The following is a 20,694-nucleotide window of genomic DNA, read 5'->3' as shown; positions in this document are numbered from 1 at the left end:
TGGGGCCCCGGCTGGTCGCCGGCCACGGCCGAGGAACTGAGCGAGCGCGTCGGGCGCGTGACGGCCGCGGACGCCTGGGTGGTCGACGGCAACTACCGGAGTAAGATCGGCACTCTGGTGTGGGAGCGGGCCGACACCGTGGTGTGGCTCGACCCGCCGCGGTGGCGCGTGGTGGCGCGTGGTGGCGCGGTCGGTGCGGCGTACGGTCCGTCGGGTCGTGACGCGCGAGGAGCTGTGGAGCGGCAACCGGGAGAACTGGCGCGGCCTGCTGTTCTGGCGCGGCGAGGAGTCGATCCTGTGGTGGGTCTGGACCTCGTACGACCGGGTCCGGAAGCGCTACGAGGCGGCGATGTCCGATCCGCAGCACGCCGACCTGAGATTCCACCGGCTGCGGACGCCGAAGGACGTCGAACGGTTCCTGGCGACGGCCGTGCGAGCCTGAGCCGGTCGACGGCGTTGGAGACGATGCTCGCGATGGGGCGTTGTTGCCGGAAAAGCCGCCGCCCGTGCGTGTCGGTGAGTTCGCCCGTTGATCCACGCCCGGCTGCGTCTGGCGCGACCCGCGGCTTCCGCTGTATGGAGGACCGCACGCGGATCGGGGCAAGTCTGCCTGCCGAACGTACGAGTCACGGTCACCGGGGGTGGCGGTGAGACCGTCGGCTTTGACTCAGAGGCAGGGCATGTCGGAGTCAGAAGCCGAAGGCGAGGCCCTTCATGCCCTCGATGGCGTCGTGCGGCTCTCCGTAACCACGTGCCGCCGGCCTCGCTCCGCCGCACACGGCCGGCCACCCGCAGCGCGCCTGGCCGGAGGCGTCACCAGCGTCCGGCGGACAGGGTCTGACGGCGGGTCCGGCCGGGAGGCGTTCCGTCCGCGCGGGAACCGCCCCGGTGGCGGCGGCGTCCCACGGGCGACCACCGACCGCCCCCCCTTCGGAGAGGACAGCAGTGCCCGAGGAGCGCGACATCCCGGACGTCTCACACATGGCGCCGGCGGACCAGCCGTTCGCCGCCGCCCTGCTCACCGCGCTGCGCGACGCGGAGATCCCGGCGGAGGTCCAGCCGCCCACCCACCTGCGGCTGGATGTCCACCAGGACATCGCTCCCATGGACCTCGGTGACGCGTTCCAGCACGCACGCGCCACCCCGCGCGACGACCTGCCCGACTTCGCCGCCGGGGTCGTGCGCGGGATGATGCGGTCCTTCCGGAGCAGCGGAGTGCGCATCGGAACCCACTACCCGCTGCCGGAGGACGACGCGGCGGCGCGCGCCCTCACCGAGGCGTTCGCCCACCAGGGCGCGGCCGTGCGGTTCGCCGAACCCGACACCGTGCTCGTTCCGCTCACCGGCGACCGCCGGCTGGAAGCCGACATCGGCGACTTCCGCCGCCGCGCGGAGGAGGCACCCCAGGAGCGGGAGCGGCTGGCCGCGGAGTTCGCGCGGGAACGGCTGGCCGCGGGCAACCGTGCCGAGAGGCGAACGACGGACCTGGACGGGGTCCTCGACCGGTTGCGGGTGCGCGTCCACCCGCAGAGCATGCTGGGGCCGGAGGCGCGGGAGACCGTGGTCAGCCGCGAACTCGCCCCCGACGTCGCCGAGACGCTCGCTGTCGACTATCCTGAGCACACCCAGCTGCTGGAGCGGGACGCGGTGCGGGGACGGGACGTGTCGGACGCGGACCTGTTCCGGCTCGCCCTGCAGCACTCCACCGAGGAACCGTTCGAGGTCACCACCCGCGACCCGCACGGCGTGCCCCTGATCCACCTGGGCGGCCAGCACCGCTACATGGCCTCGCACGTCCACGTTCTGGGCCGCTACCTCGATGCGGAGTCCGCCTCGCAGGGGGCGCTGGTGGCGCTCCCGCTTCCCGAGCTGGTGCTGGTCCACCCGCTGCTCACCACCGAACCCGTCGTGGCGACGGAGGTCATGCAGCGGATAGCCGCCGAGATGGTGCAGGGCGACAAACCCATCACGAGCCAGGTGTACTGGTGGCGCCCGCGCGACTACGAGCGCCTCGGGCAGCGGCAGGTGCTGGAACCCGGCCACACGCCCTGGCTGGAACCGGTGCGGGTGGGCCTCGACCGGGAGAGCGGAAGCGTCACGGTCACCGGCGGTGCCGACTTCTGCGAGCTGATCCGGCGAAACGCCGGCTGAACCGCCCCCGCTGGCGGCCGGCACCAGGGGATCCGCCCGCCCCGATACCCCGGGTTCCGGGACGGGCGGAAAAGCGGGAATCGGCCGGCTCAGCCCGGTGCCGGCGTGTTGCTCTGCTCACCCGGCGGACACCACAGCGCCGTGTTTCCGGTGCCACGCCCCGGTTCCGTGCGCCGTTCCGCCTATCTGTCCAGTGAATTCGTTGTTTCCGGTCGGACCGCAACTGTCCAGCTGACAGGATCGTCCCCGGCGACGCGCGGGGACACGGGCACGTCAACCGGCATTGACCAACCGACATCCGGGGTACATCGTGCGGTTGGGATAGAAACACGCACGAGTATGGGCGGCGGAGAACCCACGCATGCCGCACCATAGGTATGGGGTAAACAAGGGCAGGACGGCAACCCCGAGAGTCCCCGAGAACCAGGCACGGCCGTGCCGCAGTACAGGGAGGCGTAATGGTCCGCAAGGCCACCGCGCGGCGAGACGGGTCCGGCGAGGCCGACGCCGGCGACGGCGGCCCCGACGAACCGGTCCGCCACCCCCGGGCGGGCGCCGGCGGACGCTGGTGGGTGTGGGTCGGCCGCGCCATCCTGTGGGCGTTCCTCCTCGTCGTCATCGCCAACGGCATCTGGATGCCCATCCGCGACGGGCTGGCGCAACCGCCCCAGCAGGAGGAGGACGCCACGGACGACGAGCCGTCGTTCCCCACCACGGCCGCGACCGCCTTCGCCGCCCGGTTCGCCGACGCCTACCTCAACGCCGGCGGCGATTCCGCCGACGACCGCGCCGAGAAACTGTCCGAGTTCGTCCCGGAGGGCGAGGCGGACTCCTTCGACCTGTCCAACACCAATCTCACCGGCGAGGACGTCGAGGTGATCGCGGTGGACGCCAGTGACGACCACAACGCCGTCGTCACCCTCAGCGCCCACGTCAACGGCGAGCCGATGAGCCTGGACGTCCCCGTCTACGCCGAGGACGCCACCTCACTGGTGGTCTCCGGCCAGCCCGCCCTGCTGGCCGCCCCCGACAAGGCGGACCTGCCCGAGGCGCCCCAGACGGACACGGACAGCGACGCCCACGAGGAGCTGGAACCGTTCCTCACCGACTTCTTCGAGGCCTACGCCCAGACCCCGGAGCACCTCTCCCGCTACACCGAGCGCGGTGCCGAGGTCACCGAGCTTCCCGGCGGTTCCCTCGAGTTCGTCAGCCTCGACGAGCTCACCGTCCCCGCCGGGGACGGCGGCGACGTGCGCGAGACCACCGCCAGCGTGGTGTGGCGGCTCGCCGGGAGCGAGGAGGACGACCCGGCCACGCTCACCCAGACCTACCAGGTGGACGTGGTACGCACGGACAACGACTGGTACGTACGCGACATCCAGGGAGCCCCGCGCGGTTTCGGCGACTGAGGGTCACCGCCGGACGCACCCCAGCGGGGCGCACGTAACGAAAGGCAACCGACGATGCAGGACAGACCACGCGTGCGGGAGGGCGAACGCTGACATGCACCCCCTTGTCATCAGCGTCGCGCAGACCGCCGCCGACGTCGCGGCCCCGATCGCCGCGAACTCCCAGGACGCACCGGACACCTCGGGACTGGCCGATTTCCTGCGGGGATTCTTCGGCCCGCTCTTCCTGGTGATCGTGTCGGTCGTCGCGATCTTCTTCCTGTTCACCAGGGAGATCACCCGTTTCGCCCAGTTCATCATTCTCGCGATCTTTATCGGGATCGTCTTCTACGTTCCAGGGATCATCGAAGTCACGGCCAGGGCCATCGCGCGCGCAATGGGCGTGGAGACCGAGTAGGAGGCCGGGGACGTGGACCTGCCCACGTACACCAACATCTGGCGTATCGAGAAGCGGCTCTACAAGCTCTACGACTTCCGGCTTCCGCAGCCGCTTCCCGTCGTCACGCTCGGTGTGTTCCTGGGTGTGTTCTTCGGGTGGATCCTGCTGCTGAACCTGGTCGGGTTCCCGTGGCGCTCCCCCTTCCACGTGGTCTGGCTGGTCCCGCCCGGCATCATCACCTTCCTCGCCACCCGCCCCGTCATCGAGGGCAAACGGCTGACCGAACTACTGGTCTCCCAGGGCCGTTTCCTGACCGAGGCGCGGGTGTACACCCGCATGTCCCCCGAACGCGAACCCTCCCGCGTGACACTCACCGTGCGGGTGTGGCACCGCGACCCCGCCGCCGGCCCGCTTCCCACCCCCGGGTCGGGTAAGCAACGGCTGCGCGCCGCCCCCACCGAGGAACGTCTCCCCTCAACCGAGACAGCGACGGAAGAGGAGCCGGCCGAGGTGAGTAGCGAGCCCGCAGCCGAACAGGAACCCACCCCTGCCCGGGAGCCGGAGCCCGGACCGGAGCCCGAACCGGAACCGGAGCCCCAGCCGGAGCACCAGCCCCGGGACCAGCGCGGCCTGGGCCGCAAGATCCTCAACTACTTCGGTTTCGCCCTGCCGAAAACGCCGCCGCCGGAGTCCGGGGAGCAGCACGCGGCGTCCGTGCCCGCCGCCGAACGCACCGACCTCGGCCCGGCCCGGAGCAAGGACGACGCGCCCTCACTCGCCGAAGCCCACCACGCCCAGGCCGAGACGGACGCGTTCGCCGAACCGGCCCCAGCCCAACCGGTGGTGGACACCGGCACGACGGCCCGCCGTCGCGCCGAGGAGATCATGGCCGCCCCCGAACCGCAGGAATCCCCGTCCCAGCCCGTGGCGCGGTCCACCCAGCAGCACGCCCGGCACCGGGAGGTCAACACCGCCCACGACCGGGTGGACGCCCGCCGCGCCGCCGACGGCGCCTCGGCCGAGGGGATCGCCGGCGACAGCGGTTCCGGCCCCCGGCGGCGGCTGCGCGGCCGCAGCCAGGGGATGCGGGTGGCCCGGGAGCGGAAGCACGGACAGGACGCCCCGGCCGCGTCCGCCACGCCGGCCGCACCGCCCGGTGCCGCCTCCCCGCAGCCGGAGACCGCCGGGGAGGCGGAGCCGGAACCCGCCCGCCCCGCCCAACCGGCTCAGGCGACCGCCACGGCGCCGCCCGCCGCGGCGCGACCGGAGCCGGACGAGCCCGAGACGCCCGCCTCCCACCAGCAGCGGCCCCGACCGCACGCGGCCCCGTGGGACCTGCCCGAGGCCGATGCGGGCCCCGCCCCCGAGGGGGAACCGGAGCCGCGACCGGAGGAAGCGGACGAGGGCAAACCCTCGCTGGAGGTGGACCACGACACCGGCGAGCAGGAGGGCCTGGCCGTGACCGCGCGGGCGCTGGCCACCTCTCCCGGTGACAGCGCGGGCCAGGAGGGCGACGGCCACCAGCCCGACGACGGGCGGTCGGACGAGCACGCGGAGCACATGGCCGTACTGGACCGTTACGCCAACGCGGGCGGCGCTCCACCACCCGCCCCGCCGCGCTTCGCCGAACCCTCCGAGGGCGCCACCACCGCAGCGGGGTGGTTCACCGACTCCGCGCCCGCGCCACCACCCGGCGCGGACGGGAGCAAACTCCCGCTGGAGGTGGACCACGACACCGGGGAACAGGAGGGGCTGGCCCGCCCGCGGGACGCGCAGCGCCGCACGGAGGCCGACCTGCGGGCGGCCGAGAGCGCCGCGCTGGGCGTCCGCCGCCAGCACGCGGAACCCGAGGCCGCTCCCGCGCCCAGCCCGGAGCGGGCCGCCTTCCGACCGGAGGACGCCGCCGAGCACACCCCGCAGCCGGACGGCGGGGACAGCCCCGCCCGCGAACCGGCCGGGCCAGCCGGGGATGACACCCTGCCACCGGAGCCACCGAACGCGTCCCCCGGGGAGCGGGCGGAGGAAACCTCCCACCCGCGGGCCGAGGCCCCCAACGGTGACGATGCCGGCGCCCACCCGGGCCTGCGCAGCGCCCGGCTGTCGCGCACCCTGCGCGCCAACCCGGCACCGTCGCCCGCCGGCACCGGTGACACCGCCCCCGCCCCCGAGGCCGGCGACGCCGGAGCTTCCGGGGGCCGCAGCACCAGCGGCACCACCGGCGAGGGTCCCGCCGACGCCGAACCGGCCCACGCCGTGTCCGAGAACGGCCCGGCCGAACCCGATCCGGTCAGCCCCGAGCCGGCCGAGCCCGAGTCGGCCGAGGCCGCCAGGACCACCGAAACCGGTGGGGAACCGGAGCCGCACGCCCCCACCCCGACGGCGGTGGGCTCCCCGCCCGGCCCCTCCGGCCAGACCGTGTGGACCAACCAGCCCGGAGACGACGGGGTCTTCCACCGGGTGGCGCAGAACGCCCGCCGGCTGAGCCAGCTGTTCGGCCAACCCGTACCCGGCGACGACCCAGAACCCGACGCCGCCCCGCGGCGCTCCACCACACCCGCCGCCCAGCGTTCCGCCGCGTCGCAGCGCGGCACCGGCCCGCCGGAGCTGTCCCACGACACCGGCGAACAGCAGCGCCTGGCCGGAACCCCGAGCCAGTCGGCTCCCGCCGACCCCGCCTCGTCCGAATCCGGCTCCGACTCCAGCGCCGCGGCCGACAGCACCGACACCACCCCCAGCCGCGGGTGGCGGCGGCTGGCCCGCGTGGTCACCGGCGGCGGCTCCACCGCCCGCACGGTGACGGAACTGCCCGACGCCGACGTGGAACGCCTCCGCACACCCATCGACGGCCCGAAACGCGTCATCGTGCTGGGCTGCACCGGCGGTGCGGGCCAGACCGTCACCACACTGATGCTCGGCCACACCCTGGCGACCTACCGGGACGAGCGCGTGGCGGCCGTGGACCTCAACCCCGGCACGTACGGCATGTCGCGGCGCGTCGAGACCGAGACACCGGAAACCCTCACCTCGCTGCTGGCCAACACCAGCACCGTCTCCAGCTACACGGCGATGCGCGACTACACCTCCCGCACCAACACCGGCCTGGAGGTGGTCGCCACCCTGGACGACCCCTACGCCCGCACCCTCGACGACCGCGACTACACCGAACTGGGAACGCTACTGGGCCGGTTCTACGGCTTCACCATGCTGGACCCGGCCGCCACCGGCGTCGCCCGCGCCCTGCCCGCCGTGGACGGGCTGGTGCTGGTGGTACCCGCCAGCGCCGACGCCGCCCGGGCGGTGGCGATGACGTTCGAGTGGCTGGACGGCCACGGCTACACCCACCTGCGGTCCCACTCCGTCGTCGTCATCAACGGGGTGAGCAAACGCAGCCTCTCCGACGTGGACGAGGCGGAACGGGTGGCGCGCGGCCAGTGCCGCGCCATCGTCCGCGTGCCGTGGGACGACCACTTCGGTACCCGCGACCAGGTGAACGTGCACGCGCTGCGGTCCAGCACCCGGCGCGCCCACGCCCAGCTCGGCGGCGTGCTGGCGCACGGCTTCGCCCCGGGGGAGCAACCATGACCGCCAGCCGCACCGCCCGCGGCCGGTGCCACGCGCCCCCCGCCCCGTGCCGCGGCCCAACCGCCCGCGCCGGCGGAGCGAGCGCCCACACGGGAACCGCAACCGGTACGTGGCGGGGACGACCCGCGCCGCGACCCTGTGAAACGACAGCCCTCCCGCCACCGCCGGCGGGCACGGGCGCCTTCCACCACGACCGGCAACAAGCCAGGGGGAACAATGCTCGGTAGGTCCACGGCAGCCCGCGGAGCGAGCCGGCTGCCGGTGCGCTACTTCGACGACCGCGTTCTGCTCAGCGACGCCGAAGCGTGGGCCTACTTCCGGCTGCCCACCGTCTCCTACGAGTTCACCACCCCGGACGAACGCGAGGCGCTGGCCACCAACATCACCATCGCGCTCGCCGCCATCCGGATGGAGGACGCCGAGGTACACCTGCGGATCGCCCACCGCACCTACCCGGCCGCCGCCTGGGCCACGAAACTCGACGACACCTCCGACTCCGGTCCCGGCTGGTACGAGTACCTCGAGGAGATGTACCGCCACGTGTGGGCCAAGGACTTCTGGACGAAGGAGGTCTACCTGGGGGTGCGGCTGGGCCAGCGCGGCGGCGTGCGCGGCCAGCTCTCCCAGGGCGTGTTCGCGCAGCTGCTGGCGGCCTACCAGCGCACCGAGAACGTGCTGGGGGTGCAGGACGACGCGGTGGACGACAAGGAGCTCGCCCACTGGACCGAACAGGCCCAGCGCCTGGGCCGGGCGCTGGCGGCCAGCTCACTGCGGGCCCGCCACGCCCACTCCTCCGAGGTCGCCTGGCTGCTGCGCCACGCCGTCACCGGCACCATCGAGGAGCCCCGACCGTCGGCCGCGGGCCGCCGCACCTGGGGCAAGGGCGAGATCGAACAGCTCGTGGACGGCACCATCCACAACGGGCGTTCCATGTTGCGACTGGAACAACCCGCCGGCAACACCTACGTCGCCTACCTGTCGTTCTCCCGCTTCCCGGACCTGATGCCGTTCCCCGACGGGGAACCGTGGCTGCACTACGCCGACGCGCTGCCGTTCCCGGTGGAACTGTCGCTGCGGATGAAACTCATCCCGCCGGCGAAGGCCAGCAAGGACGTGTCCCGCAAACTCGCCCACGCCCGCGACATGGATGCCCACATCCGCGAGGCCGGCGCCGAGGCTCCCATCGCGCTGGCGGAGCAGATCGACGCCGCCCGGATGCTGGAGCACGGCATCACCAAGGAGCGCCTCCCGTTCGTGTACGGCTGGCACCGGCTGATGGTGTCCGCGCCCACCGAGGACATGCTGAACCAGCGGGTGGAGGCGGTGGTGGAGCACTACCGCGACATCGGCATCGACGTCACCAACTCCACCGGGGACCAGTTCGCCCTGTTCCTGGAGTCGCTTCCGGGCGACCGGATCCGGCTGAACGCCTACGCCCAGCGCCAGCCGCTGCGCACCATCGCCGGCGGCATGCCCACCGCCACCGTCGACCTGGGGGACCGCGCCGACCCCGACACCGGCGGCTGGACCGGCCCCTACATCGGCGAGACCCTGGGCCGCGCCCGCTCCATCGTCCACTTCGACCCGATGGTGGCCGCCGCCCGCAACCGCCCCACCGCCATCGCCATCACCGGTGAGCCCGGCGGCGGGAAGACCACGCTGGCGCTGCTGCTGATCCACCAGCTCGCGCTGCGCGGGGTCACGGTCGCGGCGATCGACCCCAAGGGCGACGCCGAGTCGCTGGTGAAACTGCTGCAGAGCTACGGCCGCAAAGCCCGCATCATGTCGCTGGGTTCGGCCGAGCCGGGGCTGCTGGACCCGTTCGGGTTCGGCGACGACCTTCCGTCGAAGAAGACCATGGCGACCGAGACGCTGCGGCTGCTGCTGCCGCGGATGAGCGAGGAACGCGAGTCGGCCATGATCCAGGCGGTGGCGGCGGTCGCCAACCAGCCCCAGCCCAGCCTCGCCAAGGTGGTGCGCTACCTGGAGGACTCCACCGACCCCGCCTCCCGCAACCTGGGGGCGGTGCTGCAGTCCATGTCGGAGATGCGGCTGGCCAGCCTGTGCTTCGACCCCCAGGGGGAGCACCAGATCGAGACGGAGGGGTGGACCACCGTGTTCACCCTGGGCGGGCTCACCCTGCCGGACTCGGCCATCTCGCGGGAGGACTACTCCTACGAGCAGCGGTTGAGCGTGGCCCTGCTGTACCTGGTGAGCCAGTTCGCCCGCCGGCTGATGAACGGGCTGGACCGCCACCTCCCCAAGGCGATCTTCCTGGACGAGGCGTGGGCGGTCACCTCCACCCCCGAGGGGGCGAAGCTCGTCCCGGAGGTCAGCCGGATGGGCCGCTCCCGCAACACCAGCATGATCCTGGTCAGCCAGAACGCGGGCGACCTGCTGAACGAACAGGTGACGAACTGCCTCAGCAGCGTGTTCGCGTTCCGCTCCAGCGAACGGGTCGAGGTGGAGAGCGTCATGGCGTTGTTAGGGATCGAACCCACCGAGGAGCACCAAGGGATGTTGCGCAACCTCGGCAACGGCGAGTGCGTGTTCCGCGACCTGGACGGGCGCGCCGGCCGGGTCGGGGTGGACCTGGTGTCCGAGGAGCTGCTGCGGTGGCTGGACACCAACCCCACCAGGCAGCGTCCGGACGACGACGGCGGCGACGGAGACGACGACAGGTTCCAGGGCGCCAACGGCGGCGCCCTGGTCGGCACCGGCACGATGGGCAGCACGGCGGATACGGGTGCGGGAGATCTGCAGTGAGCGAGGGCATGCGCGGGGCGAGTGCGACCACCAGCACGAACGGTGCGCAACCGGCCGGTGACCAGGAGGAACGACAACCCCCCAGCGGACGTCGATCGAGCCGGGACAACCGGCGTACCCGAGCGCGCACACCAGCCCGCCCACGGGGAATGCGGCGGGCCGTCACCCTGGCGTTGGTGGCACTCGCGTTCCTACTGGTGCCCCTGGGCAGCCAAAGCGCCCAGGGAGACCCCGTATGCGACGGCCAGCCCGCGCCGCAGCCGGAGATGGCTGATAGCGGCTCCGATGGATTGTTGGTGCCGCCGAAGTCGCAGTCAGCCATTGAGAACGGACCGAACGATGGGCTGCCACCTGATGCGAGTATTTACGGACAATACGGGACTTCGGGTCAGCAGTGGCACGTCATCAAAGATTCTTGTATTGACAAGATGGGGTCGAGCGCGACGGCGACCTTAAGCAATACGGCATGGGATCTTTCCAAAACTATAAACCAGTCGACCATCACTGTTTATCAAGCTGCCACCTCTGATGGTCTCCTGTCGAGTTTTAACAGTATGGTTGAGGATGTCATCAACCAGCTCCGTTATGGTATTTGGCAGCCTCTTCTGCCAACGGTGATAATCCTAGGTGCAGTTTGGTTGGGATGGTATGGCCTCATACGCAAACGTGTTACTTTGACCCTTGAAAGCGCTATCTGGATGGTGATGGCGACTGCCCTTGGGCTCTGGATACTAGTAAATCCAGGACAGATACTGTCCATGGCTGGAAGCGTTGTAAACTCCGGAAACCAGCTCGTAAATTCTGCTTTGTCGAATGTCTCTGTACCCGGCGGCTCGGCTTCATGTCCCGCAGGGGCGGAAGAAGTACAGCAGGCCGATTGGGAGTCCGAAAGCGACTTCGCGGTTCGTAAGAATTCGAATATGCTGTGGAGCGGACTCGTCTGTCAGCCTTGGGTTGCCGGCGTCTTTGGCAGTGGCGATGTCGCTGAGAGTGCTGCGGCCCTGCACTCCGTTGATTTGATCGAAGCGCAGGCAATAAGTCGTACTGAGCAGCAGCAAATAGCGGAAGGTGAACTAGAAGCCCAAGAAGTTATTGACCAAAAACAAAGCCAGTATCAGGATATCTCTGATAGTATACAGGAATCATACCCCGGTGTTTATCCCTTGTTCGAGGGGAGTCAACAGGAGAGTCGGCTCGGCGTGGCCTCTCTCGCGCTTTTCTCTTCTATTTTTGCAGGTGGGTTGATACTTGCGGGGTCTGTTGCTTTGATAGTCCTGAAAATCGGATTCCTAATACTGTTCCTTTTCTCTCCGATATTTCTTCTTGTTGGCGTTCATCCCGGATATGGAAGGACAGTGCTTCTTCGCTGGTTTGAAATGCTCTTCGGTTTGCTCCTCAAGCAAATATTTATTGTATTGCTAATAGCGTTGTTAGTCATGTGCTACGGCCTCGTCATGGCGACCAATCTCGGGTGGGGGCTGCAGATGATCCTGTTGGCTCTCTTCACTCTGGCTCTCTTTATCTACCGCAAGCCGTTCGCGCATCTCTTCTCGTCGGTCAACGCCAACACCTTCACCTCGCGCATGGTGAGCGACACAGTGAACAGCAGCGTGCTGAGCAAGAGCGCCAACGCGCTTCCCCCGGTCGCCTACGCGCGGGCGCAGAAGTGGGGCCTCAAACGTTCCCCGCAGCTGGCTGCGGCCGCGGGCTCGGTGCCTGCCGCCGGTGGTGGCGCTGCCGCCGGTGCGGCGTCCGGAGAAGCGGCAGACGGTACCTCTCAGGGCACCTCGGGAGTGGAAACGGGAGAGGCCGAGGGAGCTCCGGGACGGGACGGAACCCGTGTCCGTGGCAGCGCCGGTTACGGCAGGGCGCGGGGACGCAGCGCCCCGTCCCTGAACCTGGGGAAGAACAACGGCGGCGACGGCGATCCCGGGGCGGCCGCCTCGGACACCTCCACCCGCCGCAGCACCTCCGAAGCACCCCGTCTCAGCGAAGCGGCTTCCGGTGGGCTGGGGACACCAGGCCCATCGGGTAACGCCCCTGGCAGCGGCGGTGGGGGAGACGGCGGCCCCATCCCGCCGCGCCCGGCCGGCGGCTACACCGGAACCGGGGACACCGGCTGGGCCTCCATCTTCGGCACCGGAGCCGGAAGCGGCCAGCGGGGAACCTCCGACAGCGGTAACAGCGGCAATGGTGGCAGCGCTGGCGGCGGCGGGGGAGCCGCCTCGGGTGCGGAACGCGTGGACCCCAACAGCGGCCAGGGCATCTTCAAGGGCCGCTCCGCCACCCCGCCACAGGGCAACGTCAACAAGGGCTCGCGCTGGGGCGGCTCCCGCACCAAACGCGACAAGACGCAGCCGCCCCGGAACCAGCGCCCGGCACCGCCTCCGCCGCAGAAGAGCGGGGGAGACGGCGGGAACTGGATCACCGGCTCGTCCAAGAGGAACAACGACGCCCCGACCAGCCCCTTCTGGACCGGTTCCGAGGGGCAGCGCCGCAACGACCGGCGCCGCGACATCCCGTTCTGGCTCAGGGACGAGGACTGATGCCCTCCACCGGTCTTACCCGGCCGTGGGTGGTGCGTCTCAGCGTCGTCACGGCCGGGCCACCGCTCGCACTGACCGCCCCGAACGTGACCTAGGAACATCCAGCGATGCCCAAACCCCTCTCTGACGGACAGCAGCGGCTCGTTTTCGGCGCTGTCGTCGCGGTACTCGTCGTGTTCGGGATCTACCTCAGCATGGGTGGCTTCAGCGGCGACGGGGACGAGGAGGAGCAGCAGCGCTCCGACGACGCGCAGCGAGACTCCAGCGACGACGGAGGCAGGGGAGGAGAACCCGCCACCAGCCCGCCGAGCCCGATCCCCACCACGGACATAGACGACATGGACGTCCTCGCGTGGCTCCCGTTCGAGGAGGGGGAGTTCAAGGCGGCGGCGGCCACCGCCCAGGGGTTCGCCGAAGCCTACGGCACCATCGACTACTCCGGTTCCCCCGAGGAGTACTACTCCTCCATGGAGGAACTCGCCACCGACGAGTACGCCGAGACCCTCCAGGAAAGCTCCGGTGCGGGCGCGCTGTGGCAGGAGATGGCCGAGAAGGAGGCCGTGGCCGAGGGGCGGGCCAACGTGGAAACCATCCGCAGCTTCGGAGACGAGTCGATCGTTTTCACTGTCACCGCCCAGTCGATCGTCGAGGGCGAGGACGGTGCGGACGAGGACCTCGGCGAGTTCGCCGTGACAGTGCAGCGGGAAAGTGGCGAGTGGAAGGTGTACGACTTCCAGCCCGCCGACGCCGGAAACCTGGGAAGCCAACAGTGACCCCCGAGCACATCCCGTCGTGAACGCGACACCCCCGAGCTATCGCCACAGGTGACGGAATGATCTCCCTCTTCAGCACCGATGTTCCCTCGGACCAGGGCTCCTTCGCCACGCGTCTGGCTGTCGGCGTGGGGGTGCTCGTGGCCGGGATCGTCGCCCTGGCCGTCATCGTGATTCCGGTGGCGACCATGAACCCGGGCGCGTTCAACGCCGCCGGAGGGCTGCAGTGCACCCCGGACGGGAACGTGGAACAGGCGGACAGCAGCGGCTACGCCGAGGACTCCATTCCGGAGAACTACCTCGAGATCTACCGGGAGACCGGCGAGGAGAAGGGTATCCCGTGGAACATCCTCGCCGGGGTGGGCCAGGTGGAGAGCAAACACGGCCGGTGGGACGGTCCCGGGATCACCGAGGGACACAACGACTGGGGTGCCGCCGGACCGATGCAGTTCGGCGCCAAGGACGGTTCCGCGGCGGGGAACAGCTGGGGCGGAGAGCCCGTCATGGACGCCGACGAGCGCCCCGAGGAAGGCTACGGGCAGGACGGCAACGACGATGGCACAGTGAGCGTCTACGACCCGGCCGACGCCATTCCGTCCGCCGCCGATTATCTGATCGCGCACGGTGCCGAGGACAATATGCGGGAGGCCATCTACGGCTACAACCACGCCTGGTGGTACGTGGACGACGTGATGGACTGGGCGAACCAGTACGCCGACGGTGACTTCGACACCAGTTCGGCAACCCAGGCCGCTGTTGCGTGCGAATTCAACCAGGAGGGCGAACCGATCGGCCAGGCTCCGGACGATGCGTCGCAGGCCGTCGTGGACTGGGCGCTCGACCAGCGCGGGAAACCCTATGTCTATGGTGCGACCGGTCCCGCCGCGTTCGACTGTTCCGGCCTGTTGATGAAGGCTTACCAGAGCATCGGGGTCTCCATACCGAGGATCTCCCAGGATCAGTGGAAATTCGGTCCGGAGGTCGAGCCGGGGAACGAGCAACCCGGTGATTTCGTGTTCTTCGACGTGTCCAGATCCAACGAACCCGATGGCCCCGGGCACGTTGGAATGGTGGTGGGCGACGGCCTCATGGTCGAAGCCCGCTGCAGCAACTGCGGTCCCATAGCGACGGCGGAATACGACGCTCCCGGGCGATCCGACATCGTGGGCTTCACCCGCCCGCTGGAACACCCCGACGTGAAGGCGCAACTGGACAAGTAGGGAAACGACCCTGACAAGTTGGCGCTATTACTCTCGCAGAATCTTAGAACAAGGAAACGAGATGTCCGAGCGTGAGAACCCGCCCAAGAGCAAACAAGGAGTGAGCGGCTGGCGCGCCTTCCTGATGATGTTCGGGTGCGGAACGATGGCTGCGTTTTTGGTGGTGGGTGTGGCTGCAGGAGCGGTGAAAATGGTTTTCGGGTTTTCTGAAAACCATGAACAGGAGAGTGAGGGCGATGGTGAAATACCAAGCAATGCCACTGGGAGTCCGCAATCGTCGCTTGATTCTGGTGAGCTAGATCTTTGTTCTACTACAATAAGATCAATATCGAAAATTAATGTAAACCGCCTAGATTCCGATGATTCCTATAAAGATGAAGAAAGAGGAGGAGGAAGGACGGTCTCTGATGACTGTAAGTGGGAGCTGTATCCAGATTATGAATCATTGAATCCTTGGAATTTTAAATTATCATACAATGCAATCATAAATAGTGATAGAGAAAATTCTCCTGAAGAGATTGCTAAAAACGATTTTAGAAAAAAGAAAAAAGAAGTGGAGCCGAGCTTTTCTTCTGTTGAGGATAAGGGCAAGTCCAAAATGTCGGATAATTCTTTTTTCTTTTATGGAAAAAAAGAAGATAATGTTACATACCTGTCTCTAGTTCAGACTAGAGGGGTGGTATATAAGATAGAAATGTCTAGCAATGCTAATGGGCATGATGATTCCTTGGTTCCTAAAGAAGCATTTGAAAACGAAATAAAAAAGATAGTGAGAAGGGTTGACCTGGATTTGAACCTATGGATTCCATCATCTTAGTGTTTTATTTTTCCAATAAAATTACCCCACTCTTTGTGTTTAAATTCTAATTCGCTTTCGTTTTTATTTTTCGAATCTCTGATTTTTATCGTGCCTGAGTCTTTTTGGGTTGCCTCCACGCACTCTTGTCCTTGTCCGCTGCTGTAGCTGCTCTTCTTCCAGTTCAGCTCGCTTGTCATTTTTGTATTACTCCGCCAACGTGTCGACAAGGTGTGCCATGTGTTCGTTCGATGCTTCGGGGGAGAACGCGGCTTGGCACAGACTGTCGTAGATTACCGTATATGTCCTGATATCGTCAGGGTCTTCCATGAACAAGCCATCCCGTGAGATGTCGATGAATACCACGGGGTCCTGCTCCTTCGAGGGGAAGTCCAAAAGAGCGAACTGGCCTGTCAGTGATTGGTGCGCGCCGGCGCTGTCAGGGAGAACATGGATGTGTGCGGCCCCCTGGTCATTGAGCAGCATCAGGTGGAGTAGCTGCTCTCGCATGGTGAGCTTTCCGCCAATGTGTTTCCGAAGAGCAGCTTCATCGACGATGGCTCGGATCTCAGGGGAGCCTTCGCTATCGAGGAGCTTTTGGCGGGTAAGGCGGGCTTCCAGCCGCCGTTTGACTTCGGCCTCATCGTCCACACCTGATCCTCGGATGAGGGCTCGTGCGTAGCCGGAGGTCTGGAGTAGTCCCGGAACCATCATCCCGCCATAGAAGCGCAGCTTGGAGGCTTCCGCTTCTAGGCTGATGTAGGTCCCTGCACCGAGCAGGTCGGAATAGCGCGCCCACCATCCCTTCTGTTTGGCTTGCTTGGCCATCGCGACGAGCGCGTCCTGCTTGGCTTCCTCGGTTACGCCGTAGAGCTGGGCGAGTCCTCGAACATCCTGCTCCTTGAGTCGCTTCCAGTCTCCGCGTTCGATGCGGTTGAGTTTCGTCCGGTCCCAGTTCATTCGTTGGGACACCTCTACGGTCCCCAGCCCTTGCTCTTCGCGGAGTCTCTTCAGCTCTCCGGATACACGCCGGTGGCGCACTGTCTGGCTGGTGTCGTCCGGCACAGCTCCTCCAACGGTTGCGGCTAGCTAGTGAGCATAGAGTGCTCAGCACATCCACAAATTTGCCCTGAGGGCAAAAATGCTATTGAAATTTACCCTCAGGGTATTAATATGTTTGGTGGCTGGTTGAACACGAAGAGCTTCCAGTCCTCCTCAACCCAGGTGGTGACGTATGCATGAGCACTCCTCTTCTCCCGACTCCGCTGTCTACGGCCGCTACTCACCGCAGCATCCGCTGTTCGCTCTGGCCAAGGAGCTGGAACGGCACACTGTGGCGGCTGACGTGGACGTGTCGATCTCCGTGGTTGACGCGTGGCCACCGAACCGTTTCGTGGGGTGGCGCTCCGGGGCCTTCGGCCAGCGGGCGATCCTGCGGCCCGACCCGGTGAGCGCTCACCCATGGTGGTGGCTGCTGTGGCCGGGCGAACGGTTCCGGGCCGAAATCGCAGAACCCCAGATGGAACGCCTCCTCCCCGTCGAGGACGCGGCAGAGGTGGCACGCCGTGTCCGCAACATCCTCATCCTGCACGACCGCGCCTGAATCGGCGTCGTCACTCCTCCTGTGGGGCGGGCCAGCCTCCGTTACCGCCCCACAGGCCCCACTCTCCCCGCCCTCCACCGCGCACCGGCAACCACGAACGCTTCCACCGGGGAGCGACACACGGAACAGGAAACACCATGACTCTCCCGGAAACCACCCGGTCTCCCGCCCCCGCCAACGAGCGGGTGCGTGCCGTGCTGCGAGCCCGCCACGGCCAGCGGTTCAGCCGCGTTCCCGCCCAGAAACGACAGCAGCAGCCCCACTACACCAGCGAACCCGATCCGTACTCCGGGAATCCCCGCGTCGCCTACCGGCGCCGCAACGGCGAGGCTCCCGCCTGGATGCGTCACCACACTGCCCGAGAGACCCCGGCACTCTCACCTCACGTTCCGGCGCACTCTCAAATCAGCCGCAGCGCCGCGAGCGCTCCCGCGTGCGCGCCCCAGCGAGAGAACCGTCCCGCAACTGAGGCCCGCCCGCGCTCACGCGGGCGCCGGCACGCACGGCGCGTCCCCAGTCGTTACCGACGGTTCAAGTGCCGCCTGCTCCGGGGCACGGGAGGGCAGGCCTGGGTGTACTTCGCCGCCGTGGAAGTACTCCCGTACACCTGCACCGTCACCCTGATCGTGCTTCTCACCCACGCCCTAGGGTTCACGAGCTAGCCCCGCGTTGACCTCACTTACCTCGGAAAAGACCACGTATCACGCGCCCCAGATACGTGGTCTTCCTCCCTTGCGACGGGGATTGGCCATTCCTTTTCTGTCCCCGGCGCAGCTTAGCCAGGTTACGTTTAGCGTCTTTATGACCTTGGTCAGCCGCCAATCGCCACCAGCGTTCGGCCTCCTCGACACGTTTCTCGTGGTGGTTGAAGAGGAGGCCAAGGTTGTTCATGGCGATGCTCTCGCCTGCGTGTGCTCCGGTGATCCACCAGTGTTTCGCCTCCTCGAAGCGTCCCTGGCGAGCGATGAGGGTGCCGAGGTTGACCATGGAGCTGGTGTGATCTTTTTGTGCTGCGGCGGTATGCCAGTGTTCGGCTTCGTCGAAGCGTTTCTGGTACTCGCAAAGGACGCCGAGGTTGTTCATGGCGTTGGTATCGCCTGCGTGTGCTGCGGTGGTCCACCAACCTTCGGCTTCGATGAGACGCCCTTGGCCGTAGATGAGGGTGCCGAGGTAGACGAGGGCGCTGGTGTGATCTTTTTGTGCTGCGGTGGTGTACCAGTGTTCGGCTTCGTCGAAGCGTTTCTGGTACTCGCAAAGGACGCCGAGGTTGACCACAGCGTCGGTGTGGCCTGTCCGTGCTGCGGTGGTCCACCAGTGTTCGGCTTCGAGGAAGCGCCTCTGGCTGTAGAGGAGGATGCCGAGGTTGTACATGGCCTCGACATCGCCTGTCCGTGCTGCGGTGGTGTACCAGTGTTCGGCTTTGGTGAGACGCCCTTGGCTGTAGAGGAGGATGCCGAGGTTGACCATAGCCTCGATGCGGCCTGTCCGTGCTGCGGTGGTCCACCAACCTTCGGCTTTGGTGAGACGCCCTTGGCTGTAGAGGAGGAGGCCGAGGTTGTACATGGCCTCGACGACGCCGTCATGGGCTGAGCGTTGCCACGCAGCTTCAGCGATCTCGGAAATACCAGCCTGGTATGCGGCGACGCCGACGGTGAAACGATCGTCCTGAGTGAGGGCGTGTTCGAGGGCGGCTTCCCACACCCGTGCTGGTATCTCTTCTTCGTGGGGATGATCCACGAGGTAGTCGAAGGGGCGCCAGGTGGTTTCCTCGAGGTCACCGGGCAGGAGGAGGCTGGTGACGCCGTGGCGTTGGCGGGTGGCCCACTGCCAGGCGTCGGCCAGCGGTTCGGGGCGGAGGGGAGCTGCGTTGGTGAGGTAGCAGGTGTGTAGCTTCTCTAGGACATGGCCAGGAACAGGAGAAGTCATCCCAGCCCAGGCGAGGTCCACGGCGGCGGCGACCAGTGCGTAGCCGCGTGGGTGGCCGCCCTGGGCGGTGGCGCGGTAAGCGCTGGTCCATTCCTCCAGAAGCTGAGGACCGGCGGCGAGGTACTCGGCGATGCCGTATATCCCGTGGTGCCGGTGGGCTTCAGCGAGTCGTGCGTCCTCGAAGTCTTCCGTCCGATCGATCTCCTCCGTACTCCACACCCGCTCTAGTTCTACTTGTTCAGCCATCGTGAGGACTCGCATGCCGATGTCGCGTTCCATGCGATCGTGGCGTTCCTCGTTCGCTGCGGTGGGGGTGTTCTTGAACGTGTCGTAGAACTGTTGGCGCATGGTCGCCATGACCACCACTCCCGTCCGGGTGAGGTGGTCCACCAGGGTGGGGTCCAGACTTTGGGGTCCGAGGTGGGCTTCCGCGTCGTCCAGCCAAAGGACGTAGCCGCCCTCGCTGTCGTTGCTCGCCAGATTGGTGAGCTCCGCGTTGCGTGGTGGTATGAGTACTGGCCAGGTGGGGAGTTCCGTGCGTAGTGCTTCCAGCGCGGTACGGGTCTTTCCCGCGGTGGAGTCGCCGGTGATGAGGATGAACCCGCCGCCGTTGTCGCGGGCGTGGCGTATCCGCCGGTGGAGTTCGGTGTCCATGTCGCGGGGGACGTAGGGCGGGAGGAGGTCGCTCTTCTCGGAGCCCGGACGGGCACGGTGGACGCCGAGTGTGTACGGGTCGGCCTCAGTGATCCGGGGCCAGGAGTCGCGTGGCGGTGGGCTCCAGCCAGGGGACGAGGTGTGGAGTGTGACGTTTCCGTACACGTCGTGTATCTGGATGCCGGTGCCCCACACGTCACCCATCTCATTGTGTGTGCCGCCGTTCCCGGTGGGCTGGTGCGCCATGCCGGTAACTCTCCCGTGTCCGGTTGTCGCGGGGCGAGCTCCAAGTGTGCCCTAGAGAACCCTCTGGAACCACTCCCTGTTAGAAAACCGGCCGGATCCGGCCAGGAGACGGTCTTCTTACCTCCACCACCACTCGAGGACCGCATTTCGTGTAGCAGCACGCGTAGCGAGCAGTCTTCCACTTCTACGGCGGAGTCAGCTCTCGTTCGCTTCCCAGCGCGGTTTTGTGAGGCCGTGTTCTGCCTATGCGTATCCTTGGTCAGCCGCCAATTGCAACCAGTGTTCGGCTTCTTTCGGACGTCCTCTCGTGTGAAGAAGGTTTCCGAGATTGCACGCCGCTGCGGGATCGCCTCCTCGTGCCGCGGCCTGCCACCAGTGTTCGGCTTCGGTGGGGCGATCCTGCTCCCCGAGGAGGAGGCCAAGACTGACCATGGCGTCGGTGCCGCCCGCGTTGGCTGCGGTGTAGAGCTGTTCGACTTCGGGTTCGGGGCTCTGTTCGGGGGAGTGGTTGTGGGGGATGTGCATGGTGAGTGTGTGACCGCACTGTGTCGCGTTGATTGTCATCGGTGCTGGTTTTTGGAGGAATTCTCCTCGGGGATAGGCGCACCGGTCCATTGGCGCTGATGTTTTGCATCGGTGGGCG

Annotated in this window: 16 protein-coding genes; 12 read left to right on the top strand and 4 right to left on the bottom strand. The window is 67.1% G+C overall.

The genetic code is table 11. The features are described 5' to 3' along the window. Positions 1 to 193 precede the first annotated feature (193 nt). The 10 genes from FHX37_RS23255 to FHX37_RS13835 all read left to right on the top strand — a co-directional run bounded on the left by FHX37_RS23255 (position 194) and on the right by FHX37_RS13835 (position 15,643). Positions 194 to 442, top strand: a complete 249-nt coding sequence (locus FHX37_RS23255) for a hypothetical protein (protein WP_211351828.1) — start codon at positions 194 to 196, stop codon at positions 440 to 442. Positions 443 to 945: 503 nt separating this feature from the next. Further along, positions 946 to 2,151 carry a hypothetical protein gene (locus FHX37_RS13880; RefSeq protein ID WP_141924300.1) on the top strand — a complete coding sequence of 402 codons (1,206 nt, stop codon included), beginning with the start codon at positions 946 to 948 and terminating at the stop codon, positions 2,149 to 2,151. A gap of 458 nt (positions 2,152 to 2,609) precedes the next feature. Further along, positions 2,610 to 3,560, top strand: coding sequence for a conjugal transfer protein (locus FHX37_RS13875; protein ID WP_141924299.1), 951 nt, complete (start codon positions 2,610 to 2,612; stop codon positions 3,558 to 3,560). A gap of 94 nt (positions 3,561 to 3,654) precedes the next feature. Further along, positions 3,655 to 3,957 (top strand): hypothetical protein, encoded by a 303-nt coding sequence (locus FHX37_RS13870; RefSeq protein ID WP_141924298.1) that lies wholly within the window; start codon positions 3,655 to 3,657, stop codon positions 3,955 to 3,957. A gap of 12 nt (positions 3,958 to 3,969) precedes the next feature. Then, positions 3,970 to 7,521: a conjugal transfer protein gene (locus FHX37_RS13865; protein ID WP_141924297.1), complete on the top strand. Its 3,552-nt coding sequence runs from the start codon at positions 3,970 to 3,972 to the stop codon at positions 7,519 to 7,521. 216 nt (positions 7,522 to 7,737) lie between these two features. Next, positions 7,738 to 10,287, top strand: coding sequence for an ATP-binding protein (locus FHX37_RS13860; RefSeq protein ID WP_141924296.1), 2,550 nt, complete (start codon positions 7,738 to 7,740; stop codon positions 10,285 to 10,287). A gap of 1,454 nt (positions 10,288 to 11,741) precedes the next feature. Beyond that, positions 11,742 to 12,833, top strand: coding sequence for a hypothetical protein (locus FHX37_RS23985; protein ID WP_342777615.1), 1,092 nt, complete (start codon positions 11,742 to 11,744; stop codon positions 12,831 to 12,833). Positions 12,834 to 12,940: 107 nt separating this feature from the next. Next, a complete protein-coding gene (locus FHX37_RS13845; protein ID WP_141924295.1) occupies positions 12,941 to 13,606 on the top strand; it encodes a hypothetical protein in 666 nt (221 codons plus the stop codon). Positions 13,607 to 13,665: 59 nt separating this feature from the next. After that, positions 13,666 to 14,826, top strand: a complete 1,161-nt coding sequence (locus FHX37_RS13840) for a C40 family peptidase (protein WP_141924294.1) — start codon at positions 13,666 to 13,668, stop codon at positions 14,824 to 14,826. Positions 14,827 to 14,887: 61 nt separating this feature from the next. After that, the gene (locus FHX37_RS13835) at positions 14,888 to 15,643 is read left to right on the top strand and encodes a hypothetical protein (RefSeq protein WP_141924293.1); all 756 of its coding nucleotides are present in this window, start codon (positions 14,888 to 14,890) and stop codon (positions 15,641 to 15,643) included. On the opposite strand, the gene FHX37_RS13830 is transcribed toward FHX37_RS13835, so the two are convergent. Together FHX37_RS13830 and FHX37_RS13825 are read right to left on the bottom strand one after the other, a co-directional pair. Next, the gene (locus FHX37_RS13830; protein ID WP_141924292.1) at positions 15,640 to 15,822 is read right to left on the bottom strand and encodes a DUF397 domain-containing protein; all 183 of its coding nucleotides are present in this window, start codon (positions 15,820 to 15,822) and stop codon (positions 15,640 to 15,642) included. The two genes, FHX37_RS13835 and FHX37_RS13830, sit on opposite strands and share 4 nt — an antisense overlap. A gap of 7 nt (positions 15,823 to 15,829) precedes the next feature. Next, positions 15,830 to 16,687 carry a helix-turn-helix domain-containing protein gene (locus FHX37_RS13825; protein ID WP_141924291.1) on the bottom strand — a complete coding sequence of 286 codons (858 nt, stop codon included), beginning with the start codon at positions 16,685 to 16,687 and terminating at the stop codon, positions 15,830 to 15,832. Between the two features lie 169 nt (positions 16,688 to 16,856). On the opposite strand from FHX37_RS13825, the gene FHX37_RS13820 reads away from it, so the two are divergent. Then, complete coding sequence (locus FHX37_RS13820; RefSeq protein WP_141924290.1) at positions 16,857 to 17,225, top strand: hypothetical protein; 369 nt, start codon at positions 16,857 to 16,859, stop codon at positions 17,223 to 17,225. Positions 17,226 to 17,362: 137 nt separating this feature from the next. After that, positions 17,363 to 17,887, top strand: coding sequence for a hypothetical protein (locus FHX37_RS13815; RefSeq protein WP_141924289.1), 525 nt, complete (start codon positions 17,363 to 17,365; stop codon positions 17,885 to 17,887). A gap of 13 nt (positions 17,888 to 17,900) precedes the next feature. Here FHX37_RS13815 and FHX37_RS13810 read toward each other — a convergent pair whose 3' ends face one another. Continuing rightward, positions 17,901 to 20,051, bottom strand: a complete 2,151-nt coding sequence (locus FHX37_RS13810; RefSeq protein WP_141924288.1) for a tetratricopeptide repeat protein — start codon at positions 20,049 to 20,051, stop codon at positions 17,901 to 17,903. Positions 20,052 to 20,294: 243 nt separating this feature from the next. Further along, positions 20,295 to 20,576: a tetratricopeptide repeat protein gene (locus FHX37_RS13805; RefSeq protein WP_170181585.1), complete on the bottom strand. Its 282-nt coding sequence runs from the start codon at positions 20,574 to 20,576 to the stop codon at positions 20,295 to 20,297. Positions 20,577 to 20,694 lie beyond the last annotated feature (118 nt).

The organism is Haloactinospora alba, from assembly GCF_006717075.1.
In the GTDB taxonomy this organism is placed as follows: Bacteria; Actinomycetota; Actinomycetes; order Streptosporangiales; family Streptosporangiaceae; genus Haloactinospora; species Haloactinospora alba.
This window is presented reverse-complemented; position numbering and strand designations above follow the sequence as displayed.

Bases quoted from the DNA above. Each gene is read 5' to 3' on its own strand.
- FHX37_RS13875 (WP_141924299.1), top strand. From the start codon at position 2,610: ATGGTCCGCAAGGCCACCGCGCGGCGAGACGGGTCCGGCGAGGCCGAC.
- FHX37_RS13870 (WP_141924298.1), top strand. From the start codon at position 3,655: ATGCACCCCCTTGTCATCAGCGTCGCGCAGACCGCCGCCGACGTCGCG.
- FHX37_RS13860 (WP_141924296.1), top strand. From the start codon at position 7,738: ATGCTCGGTAGGTCCACGGCAGCCCGCGGAGCGAGCCGGCTGCCGGTG.
- FHX37_RS23985 (WP_342777615.1), top strand. From the start codon at position 11,742: ATGGCGACCAATCTCGGGTGGGGGCTGCAGATGATCCTGTTGGCTCTC.
- FHX37_RS13845 (WP_141924295.1), top strand. From the start codon at position 12,941: ATGCCCAAACCCCTCTCTGACGGACAGCAGCGGCTCGTTTTCGGCGCT.
- FHX37_RS13840 (WP_141924294.1), top strand. From the start codon at position 13,666: ATGATCTCCCTCTTCAGCACCGATGTTCCCTCGGACCAGGGCTCCTTC.
- FHX37_RS13835 (WP_141924293.1), top strand. From the start codon at position 14,888: ATGTCCGAGCGTGAGAACCCGCCCAAGAGCAAACAAGGAGTGAGCGGC.
- FHX37_RS13830 (WP_141924292.1), bottom strand. From the start codon at position 15,822: ATGACAAGCGAGCTGAACTGGAAGAAGAGCAGCTACAGCAGCGGACAA.
- FHX37_RS13820 (WP_141924290.1), top strand. From the start codon at position 16,857: ATGCATGAGCACTCCTCTTCTCCCGACTCCGCTGTCTACGGCCGCTAC.
- FHX37_RS13815 (WP_141924289.1), top strand. From the start codon at position 17,363: ATGACTCTCCCGGAAACCACCCGGTCTCCCGCCCCCGCCAACGAGCGG.
- FHX37_RS13810 (WP_141924288.1), bottom strand. From the start codon at position 20,051: ATGGCGCACCAGCCCACCGGGAACGGCGGCACACACAATGAGATGGGT.
- FHX37_RS13805 (WP_170181585.1), bottom strand. From the start codon at position 20,576: ATGCACATCCCCCACAACCACTCCCCCGAACAGAGCCCCGAACCCGAA.